Source organism: Lacibacter sp. (genome assembly GCF_035299325.1).
In the GTDB taxonomy this organism is placed as follows: Bacteria; Bacteroidota; Bacteroidia; order Chitinophagales; family Chitinophagaceae; genus Lacibacter.
The window spans coordinates 62360-85349 of sequence record NZ_DATGWT010000026.1 but is presented as its reverse complement, the minus strand read 5'-3'; the positions used below and the strand labels follow the sequence as shown (position 1 = coordinate 85349).

Genomic DNA, 22990 nt, shown 5'->3' with positions numbered 1-22990 from the left:
AAATTTACAATGAAACTGATTAAAATAATATTTCCCTCTTTGCTTCTTACAGCATTCATCATTGCATCGTGCAGCAAAGAACTGGAAACACATACACCAATAAGTAACGACCCAACCGTACCGGCTCAAATCACTGATGTGACTGTTGTGAACGGCAGCGGTAAGGCAACCATCTCCTATAAATTGCCGAACGATCCTAATCTTCTTTATGTAAAAGCAGTGTATACCATCACTACCGGAAAGCAATACGAAACAAAGGCATCGTATTACAACAATTCATTGGTGGTGGAAGGTTTTGCAGATACGCTGGAACATGAAGTGAAGTTGTATTCAGTCAGTCGTTCCGAAAAACAGTCGCAGGCTGTAACGGTAAAAATAAAACCGCTTACTGCGCCTATTTGGGATGTATACCGCAGCTTGAAAATTGAAGATGCATTTGGTGGTTATAATCTTACAGGCGTAAATGCATCGAAAGCAAATATCTCTATTATTGTTACAAAGCCGAATGTGTTCAACGAATATGAAATTGATAACAATAAAAGCGTGTACACAAATGTTGACAGTATTCTGTCGAAAATTCGTGGACTTGATACAGGCAATTACCGGTTTGGATTTTTGGTTGCAGACAGATGGGGTAATAAAACCGATACCATGTACCAGGTTGTACATCCGATCTTTGAAACGCAATTAGATCCTTCTAAATTCTCCAGCTTGGTTTTGCCAGGCGATGCGCCGCAGGTAACCAATGGAGCTGCTCTGCAATATGCATGGGATGGCAAACTGGGCTGGCCTTTTACAAGTTTTACCAACCAGGTTCCCGGAGGAAGTGGTCCGCACATGATCACGTTTAATACAGGCGCACTCGCAAAACTCAGCCGTATCTGGATCAGACCTTTCCCTGAGGGAACACGCTATTATTATCTCACAACCATGAAGAGGTTTGAAATATGGGGTTCAGAGAATCCGAATTTAAATGGTGCGTTGGATAATACCTGGAAATTGCTGGGTTCCTATACAGTAAAAAAACCTTCTGGCTTGCCGTATGGTACAGATGATGCCAATGATCAAACTACAGCAGCTGCTGGTTTTAGTTGGGAAATTGATTTGTCTGCACCGAAAGTAAAATACATCCGTATCCGCTGCCTTGAAAATTTTGCAGGTGGTACGGCACAAAGTATTAATGAGTTGAAGGTGTATGGAGATCCTCGATAATAACAGAAGTTAATGTTTGATCAAAGCCACGCTGCAACAAAAAAACAGAAGCAGCTGCGGATAAAACTTAAACAAATGAAAAAAAATACAAGTAAACTTTCGTTGATCATCATGCTGATGTTTGTATTGGCAGCCTGCTCTAAGTGGGATGATTATAAAAAATATACAGAGGCTGGTGAAACAATCTATAGCGGGAAAATAGATTCGGTAAAAACTTATCCCGGTAATCAACGTATAAAAATTACAGGATTGTTGCCTGCTGATCCGAAGATCACAAAAGCCAAAATCAGTTGGAACGATGGAAAGGATTCCATTATTTATGCAATCACAAAAGGCCCCGGCATTGATACCTTTAGCAAAATCGTTGCTATACCGGAGGGGATTTACAATTTCACCATTCAAACATTTGATGCTGTAGGTAACAGTTCAATGAAGGTAAATGCATCCGGTACTGCATATGGACCTAAATATGAAAGTGGTTTGACCAACAGAGCGGTTAACCGTGCTGAGCTAATGACATCAGGAAAAGCAGAATTAGCATGGGATAACCTCGATGCAGCTTCTGGTGCATTAGGTACATGGGTTCGTTACACAAAAGTGGGTGATGCTGTTGATTCGGTTTTTGTTCCACTTACACAAAGTTTAACATCACTGGATAATTTCAAACCGGGAACATCAGTTGTATTGCGTACACAATATCTGCCGAAACCAAATTCTATTGATACATTCAGCAGTGCATCGCAAACTGTAGGTGTAATGTATGATGTAACGGCAATGTATATTTTAAATGCTGGTATCAACTTCGCAAATTCCGATGGCGGAACAGGCAGATGGCAAACACCTGCAGACTGGATCACTACTCCGGATGTACGAAATGGTGGTGGTGATGTTGGTGGTTTAGATAATGGGGGTTGGTTGCCATCGAAAGCACTTTCTCTTGAAGCATGGTGGGGTATGCCGGAAATACCAAATGGTAAGATCTATCAAAGCTTTACTTTACCTGCCGGTAAATACACATTGGTAGTGACAGCAGGCGATTGTTCGGATGGCGGTACAAAATACATTACCGTTGCAGCTGGTACTACATTGCCCGATATTGGTAATGTGCAAACCAGTTCAATTGTATTCAAGAATATTACAAAGTGGGCCGACAATAAACTCAACTTTAATCTTTCAAGTGCTACACAGGTGGCATTAGGCTTACAGGCAGGTATGAAAGCAGAAGGAAATTTTATGAAAGTGTTTAAGGTGCGTTTATACCTTACGCCATAAATCATTTGCTCAGATGTTTGCTAATGAATGATTCATTGCATCAGCACCCATCGGAACAATAAATTTTGTTTAGGGGCATATTTAAAACAAAGGCTCCCTCTGTATCAACAAGGGGCCTTGTTTTTTAAAGAGACTTTTATAAAATGCAGATGAAGGTTGAGTTGGAATTTGAAAACCTCCCTTCACAGTTCAACTAATCAAGTAAAATAATAAAGAAGATGAAGCTCAGGAGATTGATGCAGTTTAGTGCAACAATGTTGGTCATATGTGTAACGAACATTAATGTTTATGCGCAGAAGCAGATACCGGTAACGAGTGATTCTGTTCCGTTCAATCCAATCATTCGTGATAAGTTTACGGCCGATCCGGCAGCGCTGGTGCATAATGATACAGTGTATTTGTATACCGGTCGTGATGAAGCACCAAAAGGACAGGCACGTTATATAATGAATGAATGGCTTTGCTATTCATCAACCGATATGTTGAACTGGAAAGAACATCCATCACCGTTAAATGTAAAAGATTTCTCTTGGGCTAAGGCCGATGCATGGGCATCGCAGGTAATTCATAGCAATGGAAAATTTTATTGGTATGTGGCAGTTGAACATAAGACGATTGGCGGAAAAGCAATTGGTATTGCTGTATCAGATAAACCAACCGGACCATTTACTGATGCATTAGGTAAAGCACTTGTAACAAACGATATGACCAAAGCAACAGGTATATCCTGGGATGATATTGATCCATCAGTGATCATTGATGATGATGGACAAGCCTACTTGTTTTGGGGAAACACCAAATGTTATTACGCCAAGCTGAAAGAAAACATGATTGAATTCGATGGCCCCATTCAGGTTGTAGAAGGCTTGCAGAAATTTACAGAAGCACCATGGGTACACAAACGTAAGGATTGGTATTATCTTTCATATGCTTACCAGTTTCCTGAGAAGATCGCTTATGCCATGAGCAAAAACATAAACGGCCCCTGGCAATACAAAGGCATATTGAATGAAGTGGCAGGTAACAGCAATACCAATCACCAGGCCATTATTGAATTTAAAGGCAAATGGTATTTTATTTATCACACTGGTGTGTTGGCTGATCATGGTGGGTTTCACCGTTCGGTTTGTATTGATCGCTTGTATTACAACAAAGACGGAACAATGAAACGTATTGTGATGACGAGTGAAGGGTTGTTGAAAAAATAATTACTTTCAATCATCCTATTTGTCTGAAGTTAATCTGTCTGATGATAAGTCGATAGTAGGTAAGCGTTTTATTCCTTAAAAAATTTACGGTAGAAGAATGCCATTTCGAATTGTTACTATATTTTTTCTTTTGATAGCAAATACCTTTTTTGTAAAAAGCCAAACCGTAACATTTACCATTGATCTGAAACGTAAAGCTCAAACAATTGAGAACATTGGTGCCTCAGGTGCATGGTATACGGAGGCGATCGGCAAGTATTGGCCAGCAGAGAAGAAAGAACGAATGGCGGAGTTGCTCTTCAGCAAATCGTTTGATTCATCAGGCAATCCGTTGGGCATTGGTCTTTCTGCATGGCGTTTTAATATTGGCGGAGGAACATTTGAACAAGGCGACGGCAGCGGTATCCGCAATACATTTCGAAGGGTGGAAAGTTTTCTTTCGCCTTCCGGAGCCTACGATTGGACGAAACAACAAGGTTATGTGTGGTTTACGAAGAAAGCAGTATCGTATGGCGTAAAAGATCTCATCGCTTTTTCTAATACAGCACCGGTTCAATTCAATAAAAACGGATTGGGATTTAAAACAGCGAAAGATTTTGTTACCAATTTAAGAGACGATAAGTACAGCGACTATGCCGCTTTCTTAGCAACAGTACTCAAGCATTTTGATGAAGAAGGAATTCATTTCAACTACATCAGTCCGGTAAACGAACCGCAGTGGGATTGGTCGGCGAAATTTGGCAGCATGAACCAGGAAGGCTCGCCTTGGCATAATAAAGACATTTACAACATTGCTGTAAAACTCGACAGTGCTTTAACAGCTCAACAACTCAACACAAAAATTCTTGTTACAGAAGCTGGTGATCTTACATACCTGTACAGCCGTTATAATCATGCATCAAAACAACTCCAACAGTTTTATGCACAAGACAGTAAGTTCTATCTAGGCAATCTGTCGCATCTGCACAAAGTAATAGAGGGGCACAGTTACTTTACTGATCATGGCGACAGCATGATCATCAATGTGCGGAAGAGATTGAATGATACTGCAACGAAATACAATGTTCCTTTCTGGCAATCGGAGTACTGTATGCTGGGCGATGGTTACAAAGAAGGATCGAAGGAACGACGATCATCAATGGATTGCGCCTTGTTTCTTGCAAAAATCATTCATCACGATTTTACAGTAGCCAATGCAACTGCCTGGCATTTCTGGAACGCATGGGAGCCGGGTCGTGCTGATGCCGAAACACGCTACAACCTTATTGTCTTAAGAAATATTGCTGATCCACGCAACGCTGATTATATTGTTACAAAAAATTTGTGGGCACTTGGGCATTACAGCAGGTTTGTGCAGCCCGGTATGCAACGCATCATAACAGAGCGGAACGATGGATCAATCCTGATGCAACAGGCGCAGGATGTGATGCTGTCTGCATTTGCAAGCGAAAGTAAATTGACAGTGGTGATCATCAACTATACTAACGCAGCAACAACAATTGGTTTGAATATTCCGGGTGTTAAGAATATAAAGCAGGCAAAACGATATAATACATCTGCTCAAAATGGAGAAGATATGAAACCTTCTTTAATCGAATCGATCAACAAAGTTGATTTGCTGCCACGCTCAATAACAACGTTGGTAATTGATCTTTGACGATCAACAGAAAAGTAAGTTTTATCGCTCCCTACCCAGTTGCTTAACAACTGTCATTACCATTTTTCCTGCCTGTGGGAAAATAATCCATCAAATCAGTAAAACCTTCCATTGAACGCCCCGGCAGGCTGTTATACCTTGAACTTCAGTTTGAACAGGTCATTTTTGCTCTAAAGAACAACCTGTTCTCCGTAAAAACTGATTGCAGCCAGCTATGTTTATACAGAAGTATTTCGAGGAATTTAAACTCAATGATGTTCGCCAAACAAAAGGCAGAACCATCACCGAAGCGGATATTGTGATCCACGCCGGGCAGTCAGGCGATTTCTTTCCCCATCATATGGATGAAGAGTGGTGCAAAAGCCAGCCGTTTAAAAAACGTATTGCGCATGGTACACTCATCTTCACCGTGGCCATTGGTCTTACCGCCGATTTTGTAAACGAAGTAAGCATGACCTATGGTTATGAGCGTCTCCGTTTTATTAAACCGGTGTTTATTAACGACACCATAAAAGTAACAGTAACCATAAAAGAGTTGAAAGATCATAAGAAACCTGAATACGGTTTAGTAACTGAATTGGTGGAATGTTTTAATCAGCAAAACGAATTGGTGATGCTGTGCGAACATATTCTCATGGTTAAAAAATCAAACAGTTAAGCATGCAAAAGATTGTATTGAATGGTATAACGTGGGGGCATAGCCGTGGAATAACTCCTTTGCTTGCAGTTTCACAACGTTATTCTGAATTACATCCCAATGTAGAAATTCGTTGGAAAAAAAGAACACTCCAGGAGTTTGCTGATTTTCCGATTGAAGAACTCACAAAAGAATATGATCTGCTCATCATTGATCATCCATGGGTGGGTTGTGCAGATGCAACTAATTGTGTGTTGCCGTTGAATGAATATTTATCTGCTGATTATTTACGTGATCAGCAAACCAACTCTGTAGGGCTTTCGCATATCAGTTATAACTATAATAATAAGCAATGGGCATTAGCGATTGATGCAGCAACACCTGCAGCCAGCTATCGTAAAGATTTGCTCTGCAACGTGCCGCAAACATGGAATGATGTATTGGATCTGGCGAAAGAAGGAAAAGTTGCCGTTCCTGCTATTCCTATTGATCTGTTGATGAACTTTTATACATTCTGCATTGCAAATGGTGCCGAGCCTTTTCAAAACGAGGAAGAAGTAATTGATGAAGCAACAGGCATTAAAGCTATTGAAACAATGAAGCAGTTGTATAGTGTGGTTGATAAAAAAATGTTCAGCCGGAATCCTATTGCTGTGGCAGAGTTAATGAGCGCAACCAACGATTATCTCTACTGCCCGTTTGCATATGGTTATTCCAACTATGCACGCAAAGGATATGCACAGCATTTATTACACTATACCGATGTGGTTTCTTTCAACGGAAAGAAATTAAGAACAACCATTGGCGGAACAGGAATTTCTGTTTCTGCTTTCAGTAAGCATAAAGAAGTGGCAGTAGATTTTGCAGCGATGGTTGTATCGGGTGAATGTCAAAGTACAATGTATGTGCAACACGGTGGTCAGCCCGGCCATCGCAGTGCATGGACCGATCCAACAGCCAATCATTTAACCAATTATTTTTTTACGCAGGTGTTGCCTGTTATGGACAATGGATATATGCGTCCACGTTACAATGGTTACCTGCATTTCCAGGATCATGCAGGCGATCCGTTACAGGATTGTCTGGAGTTTGATGGTGATCCTTCAAAAGCATTACAGGAAATGAATAAACTATATCAGCAAAGTATTTCAAAACAAACAGCAGTTACAGCATGAGTGCATTGCCATTAAATGGAATTGTGGTGCTGGAGTTCAGCCAATATCTATCCGGCCCGTCGGCGGCTTTGCGTTTGGCCGATCTTGGTGCAAGGGTGATAAAAATTGAACGACCAAAAACAGGTGATGCAGGACGTAAGCTTGCCATTAAAGACCTGTGGGTTGATGACAACTCCTTGTTGTTTCATACCATCAATCGTAACAAAGAAAGTTTTACTGCTGATCTGAAAAATCCTGACGATATTTCTATTATCAAAAAACTCATTGCAAAGAGTGATGTGTTGATCCATAATTTCCGTCCCGATGTAATGGGCAAGAACGGACTTGATTACAACACTGTACAACAGATCAATCCACGATTGATCTATGCAGAAATTTCGGGCTACGGTAAGAAAGGTCCCTGGAAAAACAAACCAGGACAAGATCTGTTGTTACAATCGATAACAGGCCTAGCATATACAACAGGTAATGGTACAAACGGTCCGGTGCCATTTGGTATTTCGATTGCCGATATTCTTGCAGGCTCACAATTGGTGCAGGGGATTTTGGGTGGATTGATCCGTCGTTCAAAAACCGGAAAGGGTGCATTGATCGAAGTGAGTTTGATGGAATCACTACTCGATTTTCAATTTGAATTACTCACTACCTATTTTACAAATAAAGAACAACCGCAACGAAGCAAGGTTGCAAATGGTCAGCCTTTGTTGAGTGCGCCGTATGGAATTTATCAAACAAAAGACAGTTATATCGCATTAGCGATGATCGATATTCATGTGTTGGGCGATACAATTCATTGCGGTGCATTGAAATATTTTTCGAAAGAAGATGCGTTCGCTTTACGTGATGAAATAAAAACAGTGTTGGTTGAACATCTGCAAACTGAAACAACTGCTTACTGGTTGGCTGCATTGCAGGAAGCGGGGCTATGGGCAATGGAAGTATTGAATTGGGATGAGATGACAGACCACCCTGCATACAATGCATTGCAGATGGAACAAACCATTCATGTAGCTGATAAAACAATTGTTACCACGAGATGCCCTATCCGCATCAACGGACAACGATTAACAGCTGATAAACCTGCGCCGCAGTTGGGTGAGCAGAATGAAAAGATAAGGAAAGAGTTGTTAGCCGATAGTTGATAGTAGTTAGTTTATAGTTATGAGTTAAGTGTTATGGGTGACATTTCAATTCACCATTGGCAATTCACAATTGAAAAAATGAAACTTTTAGAAGACATATTAGTGATCGATTTCAGCCAGTTTTTGTCGGGGCCTTCTGCGGCTTTGCGATTGGCAGATATGGGTGCACAGGTGATCAAGATCGAACGACCGGGCAGCGGCGATATTTGTCGTGAGCTGTATGTAAGTGATGTGATGATCGAAGGCGAGTCAACGATTTTTCATGCCATCAACCGCAACAAGCAGAGTTATGCAGCCGATTTAAAGAACCCCAACGATCTCGAAAAAGTAAAACAACTCATTGCAAAGGCCGATGTGGTGATGCATAATTTTCGCCCCGGTGTAATGGAACGAATTGGTTTGGATTATGAAGCAGTAAAACAGATCAAACCTGATGTGGTGTATGCAGAGATCAGTGGTTATGGTGTTGAAGGTCCATGGAAAGATTTACCTGGACAGGATCTGTTGTTACAATCTGTTTCCGGTTTAACCTGGCTCAGCAATAATATTGATGAAAGCCCAACACCGATGGGTGTTGCCGTGGTGGATATCATGGCGGGCACACATATTGCACAGGGAATATTGGCGGCACTTTATCAAAAAGCAGTAACAGGCGAAGGCGCATTGGTACAGGTGAGTATGCTGGAAAGTATTCTGGATTTTCAGTTTGAAGTATTGACCTGTTATTACAACGATGGACGACAATTGCCGGTGCGAGGTGCAGTGAACAGTGCGCATGCATACATTGCGGCACCTTATGGTATTTATAAAACAAATGATGATTACATTGCATTGGCAATGACCAATATTCCAACGCTGGCAACGCTGCTGGAATGTGAGCCGTTGAAAGATTTCATTAACAGCAACGATTGGTTTGCAAAACGTGATGAAATTAAATTGATACTGGCGGGTCATTTAACAACAAGACCATCAGCTGAGTGGCTCAGTATTTTGGAGAATGCTGATATCTGGTGTGCACCGGTAATGGATTACGATGGGTTAGTGAAGCAGGAAGGCTACCGTTCACTCGAAATGGAAGTAACGGTGAAAACAAGTAACGGACTATCGGTAACCACTACACGCTGTCCAATAAAAGTGGATGGTGAAATACTGGGAGCAGGCAAAGGTGCACCATTGTTGGGTGAGCACAATAAGGAAATTGACTATCGATTCGGCATAACAGAACAATTGCAGACCGTTATTAAATGATCATTTGAAAAGAATGAGGCTTGCTGATACACATGTACATATCTGGGATTTTAACCGTGCAGAATATGCATGGTTAGAAGGCAACACATCCATACTCAATCGTACGTATAGTATTGAAGAACTGGAAACCGAACGGTTTGAAATTGGCATTAAGAAAGGTATTCTTGTACAGGCTGCTAATAATTTTGAAGATACAGATTGGATGTTGCATATGGCGGTAAACACAGATTGGATTGCCGGTATTGTTGGATGGTTACCGTTGATCAACCCCGATGCAACATTAAAAGCACTGCAAAAGAAATACGGCAAAGAAAATTATTTCAAAGGAGTTCGTCATTTGATACATGATGAGCGTGATCCGGAGTGGTTGTTGCAACCTGAAGTGATCAATAGTCTGCAGATATTAGCCGATCATAATATTCCTTACGATGTAGTAGGTGTTTTGCCCGAGCATATCGAAACTGCATTACAGGTGGCGTCAAAAGTTCCGGAGTTAAGAATGGTGTTCGATCATTTGAATCAACCGCCCATTGCTACTAAAGAAAAATTCGGCAGATGGGGTGAGTTGATGAAAGAAGCCGCACAGCATAAAAATTTTTATGCAAAAATTTCAGGGCTTGGATTAACTGCACAAAAAAATGATCAATGGACAGCCGATGATATCAAACCTTATGTTGGCTTTGCAATAGAACAGTTTGGAACCGATCGTTGTTTCATGGGCGGCGATTGGCCTGTTTCATTGTTGGCCGGCTCTTACAGCAACACCTGGAAAAACTTCAAAGAAGTCATTCACGATTTGGTTGATGATAAAGCAGCAGATAAAATATTTTATTCCAACGCTGCAAACTTTTATTCCTTTTAACCCATCTGCATAAGAATATGGAAGTAATTAACGGAGTTTTATTTCATGCTGTAGGCGCTTCAAGCGCATCGCTCTGTTATACACCGCAGCGAAAAGTAAAAGGGTGGAGCTGGCAAACTTATTGGCTGGCACAGGCAGCTGTGTGTTGGTTACTATTACCCTTGCTCGTTGCTTATATTACCATTCCGGAAATTGTTACTGTATTAAAAGAAGCACCTGCTTCTGCCATGCAACGTTCGTTCCTGTTGGGCATTGCTTATGGTGTTGGTGGAACTGCATTTGGTATTGCCATCCGTTATGTTGGTTTTTCATTGACCTATGCAATTTCTGTTGGTATCAGTTGTGTGTTAGGTACGTTGTTGCCACCATTGGTTGCCGGAACATTAGGTGACATTCTTTCTGGCACAGGTGCAGGTTATCTCATCAGTGGTGTTACCATGGGGGCCATTGGTATTGCAGTTTGTGGGCTGGCAGGCAGAAGCAAAGAAAAAGATATTGAAAAGCAGTTGAAGACAGAATCTGCTTTCTCCTTAGCGAAAGGATTGCCACTTTGTTTATTGGCGGGTGTGTTATCTGCATTGTATGGCTTCTCCTTAAATCAAGGTCAACCCATTGCAGATGTAGCAGCGAAATATGGGGCAGGAAATTTCCAGGGAAATGTGATCTATATTTTTTCTAATTCAGGTGCATTCATCAGCACCTTGTTATACTGCTTGTATCTGCACCGAAAAGAAAAAACATTTGGCGAGTATAAAACAACAGGCGAGAGTGGATTGGGAATGAATTATCTCATGTCGATCTTAACAGGCATGCTATGGTACGGACAATTTTTCTTTTATGGACTTGGTCATGTACGTATGGGCAAATATGAATTCAGCAGTTGGGCCATTCATATGATCTTGCTGGTGTTGTTAAGTGCAGTTACAGGCTTGATGTTGAAAGAATGGAAAAACAGCAGTGGCAAAACAATTCGTTTATTGGTAGTAGCCATTGTTATATTGATTGTTGCCGTTTTATTATTAACACAAGGAAACAAACTGGGAGCAGTCGAGTAAAAATTGAGAAGTTGAAATGACGAATCATCAAAGAGATATCGCTTCTGCACAATTGCCAATTTATATTATTGGTGCAGGTGGTATTGTGAATACGGCACATTTGCCAGCTTATATGTTAGCAGGTTTTTATGTGCAGGGTATTTGTGATATTGATCAGGACAAAGCGAGAGCAACCGCTGAACGTTTTGGTATAAAAGAAGTATTTGAAAGTCCGGAAGAGTTGTTGAAGCAATTACCATCGAATGCAATCATTGATATTGCTGTTCCTGGTCCGGCATTAATTCCTTTGTTAGAACAAATGCCGGATGGCTCTGCTGTTTTGTTGCAAAAACCAATGGGCGAAGATCTGGATGCTGCAAAGAAAATATTATCGATCTGCAAAGAGAAGAAGTTGAATGCTGCTGTTAATTTTCAATTGCGGTATGCACCGTACATTCTTGAAGTGAAGCAAATGATCAATGATGGTTTGCTTGGTGAGATCAACGATATTGAAGTAAACGTAAATGTTTACACACCCTGGCATTTGTGGGATTTTTTAATGGCATCACCACGAGTGGAGATATTATATCATAGTATTCATTACATTGATCTTGTTCGACATCTACTTGGCAATCCAAAATCTGTGTATGCAAAATCAACCAAGCATCCGAGCATGCCTGCGCTTGCATCGGTACGCAGCAATATCATTATGGATTATGGTGATATGACAAGAGCAAATATTCTCACCAATCATTGTCATAACTACGGCACACCCAAACAACAATCTTATATCAAGTTCGAAGGAACGAAAGGTGCAGTACTCATAAATTTTGGTGCACTCATCAATTATCCTCGTGGCGAAGCAGATAATTTTGAATATGTGTTTTTAGAAGATGGAAAAGAACCGCAATGGCAGGAAAAGAAAATTGAAGGCAGCTGGTTTCCGCATGCCTTTATTGGTAGCATGGAACAGTTGATGCTGGCCGCTGCAGGAAAAATTGAGAAGCCTGATAATGCGGTTGAAGATTGTATTCATACCATGGCATGTACAGAAGCTGCTTATATGAGTTGTGAGAGAGGCGGTATCAAGCCAAATGAATTGATTTAATTTTTAAGAACGAATCGTGATGAAGAAACAAACAGTGATAGCAGTAGTATTCTTATTTTTCAGTCAATATTTAATTGCCCAACAAATAGCATTTCCCGGTGCAGAAGGTTTCGGCAAATATGCAACAGGTGGAAGAGGAGGAAAAGTAGTTGCAGTAACCAATCTCAATGATAGTGGCGAAGGAAGCTTCCGTTGGGCATTGGAACAATTTCCCGGCGAACCGTTAACGGTGATCTTTCGTGTATCAGGTATCATCGAATTACAATCGAAGATCCAAATAAAACGTTCCAACTTAACTATTGCCGGACAAACAGCTCCCGGCGATGGCATCTGTTTAAAAAATCATTCACTCATTTTAAATGGTGCTTCTTCAAAAGGAAATCATGGTAATATCATTATCCGTTATATCCGTTCACGCCCCGGGGGTACATTAAAAACAGGATTGTATGGATTTGATATGGAGAACTGTCACGATGTAATTATTGATCATTGCAGTTTCAGTTGGGCCAATGAAGAATGTGCAGCGATGTACGATACAAAAAATACAACGGTGCAATGGTGCATTGTAAGCGAAGGTTTGTACGAAGCAGGTCATCAGAAAGGACATCGTTCATACGGCGGTGTGTGGGGTGGACAATACGCAAGCTATCATCATAATTTATTGGCGCATCTCAACAGCCGTGCAGTACGTTTCAACGGGGCAAGAGCGCATGATACGGTTGCTTTGATTGATTACCGTAACAATGTTATTTACAACTGGGGTAATGCCAATGCAGCTTATGGCGGCGAAGTAAATATTGCAGGTGGCGTTTCCCAAGTGAACATTGTGAACAATTATTACAAGCCCGGTCCTGCAACTTCATCCGAATTAAAACTTGTAAATACTTCCTATCAAAAAGAGAACAGCAAAGGAACAGGACAATGGTTTGTGGATGGCAATATCATGGAAGGCGATAAAGCATTGACCAAAAATAATAAAAACGGTGTTGACCTGCAGGCACAAAGTTATCCTTCAGGCGCAATTGCTGATAAAGCGTTTCCTGTAAGCATTGCATTACCTGTAGAAACAGCAAAAGAATCATACGAGAAGGTGTTGAAATATGCAGGCGCTATTTTTCCAAAACGTGATGCAACGGATGAACGTGTGGTGAACGAAACAAGAACAGGCACAGCAACCGGCAAGGGAGTATTTGGTAAGCCGGGAATTATTGATAGTCCGCTTGCAGTTGGTGGTTGGGCCAAATATAAATCTGCTCCTGCACCTGTTGATACAGACAATGATGGAATGCCTGATGCATGGGAAACTAAAAAGGGATTGAATCCAAACGATGCAAGCGACCGCAACAAAGTGGACGCAAGCGGTTATACCGTGCTGGAAATTTATTTAAACGAATTAGTGGAAGTGAAATAATATGAAGCAGATTTTCTTTGTAATATCATTAGTAATCTGTTCAGTTGTATCAGCACAGGTTAAAATTAAAAGTAAGGCTCCTTCAGCAAGGACAATTTTTGCAATTGAAAAATTACGAAATGTAATTAGAGAACTTAAGCTGGATAAAAATAAACATTCCATTCTGCTTACGTTAGAGCCTAATGAAAAAAAGGAAGGTTTTACAATTGAAACAAAAAATAGCAATACCTATATTACTGGAAATGATGCAACAGGCGTTTTGTATGGTTGTCTGGCGTTTGCAGATCATTTAAAAGCAACAAAGAAATTTCCTGTTACGTATTCGTTCAGTGATGCACCTGAAATGGTGTTACGTGGTGCATGCATCGGTGTACAGAAACCTTATTACCTCCCCGGCAGAAATGTGTATGAATATCCTTACACACCCGAAACCTTTCCCTGGTTCTACGATAAAAAATTATGGATACAGTACCTCGATTCGATGGTGGCCAATCGCATGAACTCACTGTACCTCTGGAATGGTCATCCGTTTGCATCATTGGTGAAGCTGAAAGATTATCCGTATGCGGTGGAAGTAGACGAGGCAACATTTAAAAAGAATGAAGAGATCTATCGCTTCTTAACAACAGAAGCCGACAAGCGTGGCATCTGGGTGATCCAGATGTTTTACAATATCATCGTCTCAAAACCATTCGCCGAACATCACAAGATCAAAACACAGGAACGTGAACGACCGATCATTCCGTTGATTGCTGATTATACAAGAAAATCTATTGCTGCATTTGTAGAAAAATATCCCAACGTTGGTTTAATGGTTTGTTTGGGTGAAGCAATGGAAGGAGTAGGTAAGGATGATATTGAATGGTTCACGCAAACCATTATTCCGGGTGTGAAAGATGGATTGAAAGCATTGAACAAAACAGAAGAGCCGCCGATTGTGTTGCGTGCACATGATACCGACGCACCGGCAGTGATGCGTGCATCACTACCATTCTATAAAAATTTATACACCGAAGCAAAGTTCAACGGTGAAGCATTGACCTATGCACGGCCCAGAGGAAGCTGGGCTGAATTACATCAGACATTAAGCAAACTCGGCAGTGTGCAGATTGAAAACGTACACATTCTTGCCAACCTCGAACCCTTCCGTTATGGTTCCCCCGATTTTATACAGCAGAGTGTAATTGGTATGCACGAAGTAATGGGTGGTAATGGTTTGCATTTATATCCGCAGGCGTCCTATTGGGATTGGCCTTACAGTGCAGACAGTGTAAAGGGCAAGCGTTTGTTACAAATTGAACGTGATTGGATCTGGTACAGTGCATGGAGCCGTTATGCATGGAAAGCAAAACGCAACCGTGAAGAAGAGATCGTTTACTGGAGTAAACAATTCGCAGCAAAATTCGGGTGCAGCGAAGCAGATGGAAGAAGAATCTTAACAGCGTATGAAGAAAGCGGAGAGATTGCTCCGAAACTCTTACGTCGTTTTGGAATAACAGATGGAAACAGGCAAACATTGACGTTAGGTATGCTGATGACACAACTCATCAATCCATTCCGTTATGGTTTGTTTACGTTGTTGTATGATGCAGAAGCTCCCGAAGGAGAAATGATTTTAGATTATGCAGATAAACAACAGAAAGGGATCAAGCATATTGGTGAAACACCACCACAGGTTGCAAAAGAAGTTGTTATACATGGTAACAATGCTGTAACCGCTATTATGGAAGTATCAAGAAGAGTGACGAAGAATAAAGATGAGTTCAGTCGTATTGTGAATGATATGTATTGTTACAAAGCAATGGCCGATCATTTCAGCAACAAAGTAAATGCTGCAGTGCAATTGCTGAAATACAAATACAGCGGCAATGTATCTGATCTTGAATTGGCGGTACCCATGCTGGAGAAAAGTGTAACGGATTATAAAGAATTGGCTGCTTTAACGGCGGGTTCTTATCTCTATGCCAACAGTATGCAGACTTCACAACGGAAAATACCCATGCGGGGAGTTGACGCCACTTTTAAACATTGGACGGAAATGGTGCCCGTATTTGAAACGGAATTAAAAACATTCAAGTATAAAATTGATTCGCTGAAGAGGAATTCAAACGCAAAAGCACAGGAACGAAAACCGTTTCAACAGGTGGATGCAAAGTTGAATCATGTGCCTGTTGTTTTGAATGAAGGCGCCGTGATCTTTCGTGATACTACCTTCCGCATTAAACAACTGGCTCCTGAGTTGAAAGGATTGAATGCTGTACAACTTTCTTTTCGACAGCAATTACATCAGCCAACGGAGATCAATTTTTATACAGATAAACCAGTGAAAGTATTAGTGGGTTATTTCAAAACACAACGTGCTGCCTTCACCACCGATACAGTGTTTGCAAAAGCGCCTGAACTTGAAACCAATGCCAGTGCCGATGATTACGGACAGGCAGAAATAAAAATTTCGAACGCCATTGCCATTGAAGGGATGCCTCCGGTGAATGTTCACAGCTATTCTTTTAAAGCAGGATCACACACATTAAAATTGCCAAAAGGAGTTTGCCTGATGCTGGGCTTTGTTGATGGGGCACAGATCATTCCGGTATACGATGCCATGCTGATGACTGATGCGAAGAATAAAAATATTGATTGGTTGTTTGAATAGTTGCTCACAGATTACACGGATGTGCACAAATTCGTTATGTGATAATCCATCAAATCTGTGAGAAAACATGATGATTAGAATTGTTGTAATAGAAGTGAGTGACACAACACAGGCATAATAGAAATTTAAATGATGACTTACAAAAAAATACTTTTCGTTTTTGCATTACTCTTTACGTGTAATGTATTTGTATATGCACAGGATTTAAAACTGTGGTACAAACAACCTGCGGTTAAATGGACAGAGGCATTACCGGTTGGTAACGGTCGAATTGGCGCCATGTTGTTTGGCGGTATTGAAAATGATCGTATCCAGTTTAATGAAGAAACACTGTGGACAGGTGAGCCAAGAGCTTATAGCAGGCCGGGGGCATTTAAATATTTAGACAGCATTCGTCAACTTTTGTTTGCTGGGAAACAGAAAGAAGCAGAAGCGTTGGCAGAGAAAGAGTTCATGGGTTTGAAAAGTTATGATGGTGAACGTAGCGGTTGGATTTCGAAAGCAACGACCGAAAAAAAATATGCTGCAGCAAATTTCGACGATAGCCAGTGGAAAACAATGACCGTTCCGCATTGGGATGGTTGGGAAACAGTGGGCCATGAAGGACTGGATGGTGCAGTGTGGTTGCGAAAAAGTTTTGTGTTGCCGGATGATTGGAAAGAAGAAGACATGGTTTTTGATTTCAATCGTATTCGTGATTGGGATTATACTTATGTGAATGGACAGTTGGTAGGCACGCAACAAAACACCGAGGGAAGAAAGTATACTGTTTCAAAAAATATTCTGCATAGAGGAAAAAATACCATTGCCATTTTAGTACTTAACTTTTCTGACAAGGGTGGCATTTATGGTTATAAGGATACGGTAAAGCATATTGGTGTTTACCCGGTAAATAATGAAGAAGCAAAAATTTCATTGAATGGTCAATGGAACTATTTTGTAGAGAATGATAATCCGCCACCAGTAGGTGTGTACCAGGCATCGTACCAGCCATTTGGTGATCTCAATTTAAAATTCAGCAATGCAAGCAGTGCAACCAATTACAGAAGAGAACTGGATATTGCCAATGCAATTGCTACCACGTTGTATAGATCAAAAGGTATAAATTATACAAGAGAATATTTTGTGAGTCAGCCAAACCAGGTAATTGTTATTCATCTCACCGCATCTCAAAAAGCAAGCATCAGTTTTATAGCTGAGTTAAGCAGTCCGCATAAAAACTATACAGTTACAAAAGTCAAGAATGATCTTGTGCTGTCGGTGAAAGTAAGAACAGGTGCATTGCGTGGCGAAACTTATTTGCGTGTTGTTGCAAAAGCAGGAACGGTTAAGATTGAGAATGGACAACTGACCGTTGCAAATGCTGATGAAGCAACCATTTATCTTACTGCAGGAACAAACTATAAGAACTACAATGACATTACGGCTGATCCGAAACTGCCATGCTTGAATGCATTGGCATCTGTTACAGGGAAAACCTATCAACAGATCAAAGCTGCACATATAGCGGAATATAAAAAATGGTTCAATAAATTCTCGATTGTGATCGGCGCTAGTAAAAAGGCTTCGTTGCCAACCGATGAACGTTTAAGCAATTTTGCAAATGGAGATGATCCATCGTTTGCTGCATTATACACACAATACGGAAGATATTTATTGATCTCATCTTCACGTCCGGGTACAAGACCAGCGAATCTGCAAGGTATCTGGAACGATCTTACGAATCCGCCATGGGGAAGTAAGTACACGACGAATATTAATGCAGAAATGAATTACTGGCCTGCTGAGTTGCTGAACTTGTCGCCCATGCATGAACCCTTGTTTGATATGATCGGTGAGTTGGCAGTTACTGGTAAGCAAACAGCGAAGGATCATTACAATGCACCGGGTTGGGTGTTGCATCACAACACTGATCTGTGGAGAGGTACAGCGCCGATCAATGCGGCGAATCATGGTATATGGCAAACAGGTGGTGCATGGTTATGTCAGCATTTGTGGGAACGTTATCTATTTACACAGGATAAAAACTTTTTGAAGAACAAAGCTTATCCGATCATGAAAGAAGCAGCATTGTTCTTTAACACTGTTCTCGTAAAAGATCCGGTAACAGGATATTTAATCAGCACACCATCTAACTCACCGGAACAGGGTGGGTTGGTGGCTGGTCCAACAATGGATCACCAGATCATCCGTGAATTACTGCAACATGTAATTGAAGCAAGTGAAATTTTAAATGTAGATGCAGCGTTGCGTGCAACATTAAAAGAAAAATACAAACAGATAGCACCGAACATGATCGGTAAACATGGCCAGTTGCAGGAATGGATGCAGGATAAAGATGATCCAAACAACAAGCATCGTCATATTTCGCATTTGTGGGGCATGTATCCCGGTAGTGAAATTAATTACGATGAATCACCTGCGATGATGAATGCTGCAAAACAATCCTTGCTTTTTCGTGGTGATGAAGCAACTGGATGGAGTTTGGGTTGGAAGATCAACTGCTGGGCACGTTTCAAAGATGGCGAACATGCATTCACAATGGTGAAGATGTTGCTAAGTCCGGTGAAAGGTGGCGCAGGCAGTTACCCGAATTTGTTTGATGCACATCCGCCATTCCAGATCGATGGAAATTTTGGTGGTGCTGCCGGTATTGGTGAAATGCTGGTGCAAAGTCATACAAAGTATGTTGACCTGTTGCCTGCATTACCTGCTGCATTTGCTGATGGTGAAGTAAAAGGTATTTGTGTGCGAGGCGGTTTTGTAATGGATATGAAATGGAGTGCAGGTAAGTTGATGAAACTGGCTGTGCGATCAAAAACAGGAAATGATTTGCTTCTTCGCTATAATGGAAAGATCATTAACGTAAAAACAAAAGCAAATACAGTTTATAATTTTGATGGAGCGCTTAAGCAATTATAGAAGGTTAATCTATGCGGTGTTGTTGATGGTCATGTCTTTGAGTTCTTTTTCTCAGCGACAGGATATTTCGCTCAACAATAACTGGCTTACCATTGCTACATCAAATGATCAAGTACTTCCTGTAAATACTTATCAAGCAACAATTACCAACAATTGGAAGAAAGTAAACATTCCTCATAACTGGGATCAATACGAAGGTTACAGAAGATTGTTGCATGGTAACCGTCATGGCGATTCATGGTATCGCAAAACATTTATAACAAAACAAACAACAACAGGCAAACGTTTCTTTTTGTTTTTTGAAGGCGTAGGATCGTACGCTACCGTTTATCTCAACAATAAGAAAGTGGGTGAGCACATTGGTGGGAGAACAACGTTTACATTGGATGTAACCGATGTGATTAAAACAGATGGAACAGTAAATCAACTGGCAGTAAGGGCTTATCATCCATCAAATATTCAAAACCTGCCCTGGGTTTGCGGTGGCTGCAGTGATGAACGTGGTTTCTCCGAAGGTTCGCAGCCGATGGGTATTTTTCGACCTGTGCATTTAATCGTTACGAATGATGTACGCATTGAACCGTTTGGTATGCATGCCTGGGCTGATATTTCAGCAGATAAGATTCAGTTAAATATTACTACTACTCTTAAAAACTATTCCCAGAAAAAACGAATTGTTGTTGTTGAACACAGATTGATAGACGCAAGTGGTAAAGAAGTAAGCAAAATAGCAGAGCAAGTTTTAAGAGTGGAGAGGGAAGCTGTTGTTGAACAAAAATCAGACATCATAAATCCGACATCAGCCATCAACCTTTGGTCTGTCGATAATCCTTACCTCTACAAAATCGTTTCAGTCATTAAAGAAAATAATGTTGTTCTTGATCAAGTTGTAACAGAATTTGGTTTTCGCACCATCAACTGGAAAAACCCAACCAATCAATTTTTCTTAAACGGCAAACCTGTTTTTATCAACGGTATTGCGGAATATGAACATTTGCTGGGGCAAAGTCATGCATTCAGTATGGAGCAAATTGTTTCCCGTTTCAAATGGATACAGTCAGCAGGCTTTAATGCTTTTCGTGATGGTCATCAACCGCATCATTTATTATACGGACAGTTGTGCGATGAGAAAGGAATTTTATGGTGGACACAATTGAGTGCACATGTCTGGTATGATTCGCCTGAATTCAGAACGAACTTCAAACAACTGTTGAAAGAATGGGTAATCGAACGACGCAATAGTCCGTCGATTGTATTGTGGGGATTACAGAATGAAAGTAAACTGCCGGAAGATTTTGCCAAAGAATGTACTGAGTTGATTCGTTCACTTGATCCAACTGCATCAACGCAGCGTTTGGTAACAACCTGTAACGGTGGCGCAGGAACTGATTGGAATGTGCCGCAAAACTGGACGGGTACATATGGTGGTAATCCTGCAACGTATGGTGATGATGTAAAGAAACAAGTGTTGATTGGTGAATACGGTGCATGGCGTACGATTGACTTGCACACCGAAGGTGGTTTTGTACAGAACGGAGTATTAAGTGAAGATCGCATGGTGCAGTTGATGGAACAGAAAGTGCATTTGGCAGAATCGGTGAAAGACAGCAGTGCAGGACAATTCTTCTGGTTGCTCACATCGCATGATAATCCCGGTCGTGTACAGGGTGGTGAAGGTTTGCGTGAGCTCGACCGCATTGGTCCTGTGAATTATAAAGGATTGCTTACACCGTGGGAAGAACCAACGGATGCTTATTATATGTTCCGCAGCAATTATGCGGATAAGAACAAAGAACCGATGGTTTATATTGTTTCGCATACCTGGCCGAACCGGTGGATGAAGTCCGGCATCAAGGATAGTATTTATGTATACAGCAATTGTGATGAAGTGGAATTGTTCAATGATATCAATGGTTCATCATTAGGCAAACGAAAGAAGAATGGCATTGGTACACATTTTCAGTGGGACAATGTCAACATTCAATACAATGTGTTGTACGCTGTTGGTTATGTAAAGGGTAAAGCAGTTGCAAGAGATACGATTGTGTTGCACCATTTGCCGCAGTCGCCCAACTTTCAACAGCTCTATGCAAATACAAAAGCGTTGACTAAGCCATTAGTAGGGTATAACTATATCTATCGCATCAATTGTGGTGGAGCTGAGTATAAAGATGAAAATGGGAACGCATGGCTTGCTGATAAAGGTTTCGCTACATCATGGACGAAAGAATTTCCGGAGGTGCCGATCAATTTTGCAAGTCAACGCAGAAGCTTTTCGCCGATAAAGCATACAAAAGACTGGAAGCTGTTTCAAACTTTCCGTTATGGGAAAGATAAACTCATGTATGAGTTTCCATTGCCTGATGGCGAGTATTTAGTAGAACTGTATTTTACTGAACCATGGTTAGGAATCGGGGACGGCATTAATGCAAAAGCTATGCGTTTGTTTGATGTAGCGATCAGTGGGAAAACTATCATTGATGATTTAGATATTTGGAGTGAAGCAGGTACGAGCACAGCGCTGAAGAAAACTGTGAAAGCAAAGATCAGCGGTGGAAAGATGATCATCTCATTTCCGGAAAGTAAATCGGGGCAGGCAGTTATTTCAGCAATTGCCATTGCTTCAGCAAAGATGGGTATTAAACACGCAGCAGCGTCTTCGCTTATCAGCAATCTTTCCTGCAGCAATTGCAAAGAGCAAAGCTGGTTGGATATCGGTGATAAAGTTTATGCAGATGCGAATATTCGTTTCAACTCACTGCCATCAAACTTATTTGGAGCAGATTGGATTCAATTCAAAGATCGTTCTTCTTCTGGGCTACTAAAATTTAAAGTGTTAGATACTGTGGATTTGTTTTTTGCTGCGAAGAAAAGCGAAGGCCCTATTCCAAACGGAGAGTTTACAAAGACAGAAATTATTACCGATGAAAATTCTGGTGAAGTCTACAACATATATCGAAGCCGTTTATTTAAGGGTAGTGAGGTTCGATTGTTTGGTAATCCATTAATATTTATTCTCCCCGTAAACAAAATGCAACCTGCTTATGACTTAAAATCTATTACTCCGTATCGTACAAATGTTGCAGTCGTTGGCGAAGGAGTAACAAAAGATTCTGTCAACGGAAGATGGTGTACCGTCATTCAATCAAATACTGAAGCAACCATTCAATGGCCGGTACAAACGGGTGTAGGCGATATTTATTCCATCACTGTAAAATATTATTACCCCAAAGAGCAAACCTTAAAAGCGAAATTGCAGTTGTTTGACGCAGGTGGCAACAGGATGATGGAAGAGGCTGTTCAGTTTACATTTACACGGGTAGGCAAATGGAACCAGTTTACGGTGAATACGGGTTCGCAGATCAATGCAGGAAATTATGTGGTGAAACTGGTAGCGGAAAACGGGACTGAACTGGCCATTTCAGGTATTGAAATACAATAGATGAACG

Annotated in this window: 15 protein-coding genes; all 15 read left to right on the top strand. The window is 41.0% G+C overall.

All coding sequences use genetic code 11. The features are described from left to right. The first annotated feature begins 9 nt into the window (after positions 1-9). Entirely contained in the window at positions 10-1212 is a 1203-nt protein-coding gene (locus tag VK159_RS15530; RefSeq protein ID WP_324231075.1) for a DUF4959 domain-containing protein, read from the top strand. Positions 1213-1287: 75 nt separating this feature from the next. Beyond that, positions 1288-2484, top strand: a complete 1197-nt coding sequence (locus VK159_RS15525; RefSeq protein WP_324231074.1) for a DUF4998 domain-containing protein — start codon at positions 1288-1290, stop codon at positions 2482-2484. Between the two features lie 218 nt (positions 2485-2702). After that, positions 2703-3692, top strand: coding sequence for a glycoside hydrolase family 43 protein (locus VK159_RS15520; protein WP_324231073.1), 990 nt, complete (start codon positions 2703-2705; stop codon positions 3690-3692). 130 nt (positions 3693-3822) lie between these two features. Continuing rightward, complete coding sequence (locus tag VK159_RS15515; protein WP_324231072.1) at positions 3823-5349, top strand: glycoside hydrolase; 1527 nt, start codon at positions 3823-3825, stop codon at positions 5347-5349. A 214-nt stretch (positions 5350-5563) separates the two neighbouring features. Next, positions 5564-6007 carry a MaoC family dehydratase gene (locus VK159_RS15510; RefSeq protein WP_324231071.1) on the top strand — a complete coding sequence of 148 codons (444 nt, stop codon included), beginning with the start codon at positions 5564-5566 and terminating at the stop codon, positions 6005-6007. A 2-nt stretch (positions 6008-6009) separates the two neighbouring features. Continuing rightward, a complete protein-coding gene (locus VK159_RS15505) occupies positions 6010-7161 on the top strand; it encodes an extracellular solute-binding protein (RefSeq protein ID WP_324231070.1) in 1152 nt (383 codons plus the stop codon). Further along, the gene (locus tag VK159_RS15500) at positions 7158-8303 is read left to right on the top strand and encodes a CaiB/BaiF CoA-transferase family protein (RefSeq protein ID WP_324231069.1); all 1146 of its coding nucleotides are present in this window, start codon (positions 7158-7160) and stop codon (positions 8301-8303) included. Before VK159_RS15505 ends, VK159_RS15500 begins: the two co-directional genes overlap by 4 nt. A 78-nt stretch (positions 8304-8381) precedes the next feature. Beyond that, positions 8382-9551, top strand: a complete 1170-nt coding sequence (locus VK159_RS15495) for a CoA transferase (RefSeq protein ID WP_324231068.1) — start codon at positions 8382-8384, stop codon at positions 9549-9551. A 13-nt stretch (positions 9552-9564) separates the two neighbouring features. Next, a complete protein-coding gene (locus VK159_RS15490; RefSeq protein WP_324231165.1) occupies positions 9565-10413 on the top strand; it encodes an amidohydrolase family protein in 849 nt (282 codons plus the stop codon). Between the two features lie 17 nt (positions 10414-10430). Then, positions 10431-11468, top strand: coding sequence for an L-rhamnose/proton symporter RhaT (locus tag VK159_RS15485; protein WP_324231067.1), 1038 nt, complete (start codon positions 10431-10433; stop codon positions 11466-11468). A gap of 16 nt (positions 11469-11484) precedes the next feature. Beyond that, positions 11485-12555, top strand: a complete 1071-nt coding sequence (locus VK159_RS15480) for a Gfo/Idh/MocA family oxidoreductase (protein ID WP_324231066.1) — start codon at positions 11485-11487, stop codon at positions 12553-12555. 19 nt (positions 12556-12574) lie between these two features. Continuing rightward, positions 12575-13966, top strand: coding sequence for a pectate lyase (locus tag VK159_RS15475; protein WP_324231065.1), 1392 nt, complete (start codon positions 12575-12577; stop codon positions 13964-13966). A 1-nt stretch (position 13967) separates the two neighbouring features. Continuing rightward, complete coding sequence (locus VK159_RS15470) at positions 13968-16619, top strand: alpha-d-galacturonidase (RefSeq protein ID WP_324231064.1); 2652 nt, start codon at positions 13968-13970, stop codon at positions 16617-16619. Between the two features lie 132 nt (positions 16620-16751). Beyond that, the gene (locus tag VK159_RS15465) at positions 16752-19541 is read left to right on the top strand and encodes a glycosyl hydrolase family 95 catalytic domain-containing protein (RefSeq protein WP_324231063.1); all 2790 of its coding nucleotides are present in this window, start codon (positions 16752-16754) and stop codon (positions 19539-19541) included. Between the two features lie 25 nt (positions 19542-19566). Further along, the gene (locus VK159_RS15460) at positions 19567-22983 is read left to right on the top strand and encodes a malectin domain-containing carbohydrate-binding protein (RefSeq protein WP_324231062.1); all 3417 of its coding nucleotides are present in this window, start codon (positions 19567-19569) and stop codon (positions 22981-22983) included. Positions 22984-22990: the final 7 nt, after the last annotated feature.

What these genes read in the sequence shown, in the direction of transcription:
- VK159_RS15475 (WP_324231065.1), top strand. Translation starts at nt 12,575, where the DNA reads ATGAAGAAACAAACAGTGATAGCAGTAGTATTCTTATTTTTCAGTCAA.
- VK159_RS15465 (WP_324231063.1), top strand. Translation starts at nt 16,752, where the DNA reads ATGACTTACAAAAAAATACTTTTCGTTTTTGCATTACTCTTTACGTGT.
- VK159_RS15480 (WP_324231066.1), top strand. Translation starts at nt 11,485, where the DNA reads ATGACGAATCATCAAAGAGATATCGCTTCTGCACAATTGCCAATTTAT.
- VK159_RS15505 (WP_324231070.1), top strand. Translation starts at nt 6,010, where the DNA reads ATGCAAAAGATTGTATTGAATGGTATAACGTGGGGGCATAGCCGTGGA.
- VK159_RS15495 (WP_324231068.1), top strand. Translation starts at nt 8,382, where the DNA reads ATGAAACTTTTAGAAGACATATTAGTGATCGATTTCAGCCAGTTTTTG.
- VK159_RS15530 (WP_324231075.1), top strand. Translation starts at nt 10, where the DNA reads ATGAAACTGATTAAAATAATATTTCCCTCTTTGCTTCTTACAGCATTC.
- VK159_RS15500 (WP_324231069.1), top strand. Translation starts at nt 7,158, where the DNA reads ATGAGTGCATTGCCATTAAATGGAATTGTGGTGCTGGAGTTCAGCCAA.
- VK159_RS15485 (WP_324231067.1), top strand. Translation starts at nt 10,431, where the DNA reads ATGGAAGTAATTAACGGAGTTTTATTTCATGCTGTAGGCGCTTCAAGC.
- VK159_RS15470 (WP_324231064.1), top strand. Translation starts at nt 13,968, where the DNA reads ATGAAGCAGATTTTCTTTGTAATATCATTAGTAATCTGTTCAGTTGTA.
- VK159_RS15520 (WP_324231073.1), top strand. Translation starts at nt 2,703, where the DNA reads ATGAAGCTCAGGAGATTGATGCAGTTTAGTGCAACAATGTTGGTCATA.
- VK159_RS15525 (WP_324231074.1), top strand. Translation starts at nt 1,288, where the DNA reads ATGAAAAAAAATACAAGTAAACTTTCGTTGATCATCATGCTGATGTTT.
- VK159_RS15490 (WP_324231165.1), top strand. Translation starts at nt 9,565, where the DNA reads ATGAGGCTTGCTGATACACATGTACATATCTGGGATTTTAACCGTGCA.
- VK159_RS15460 (WP_324231062.1), top strand. Translation starts at nt 19,567, where the DNA reads ATGGTCATGTCTTTGAGTTCTTTTTCTCAGCGACAGGATATTTCGCTC.
- VK159_RS15510 (WP_324231071.1), top strand. Translation starts at nt 5,564, where the DNA reads ATGTTTATACAGAAGTATTTCGAGGAATTTAAACTCAATGATGTTCGC.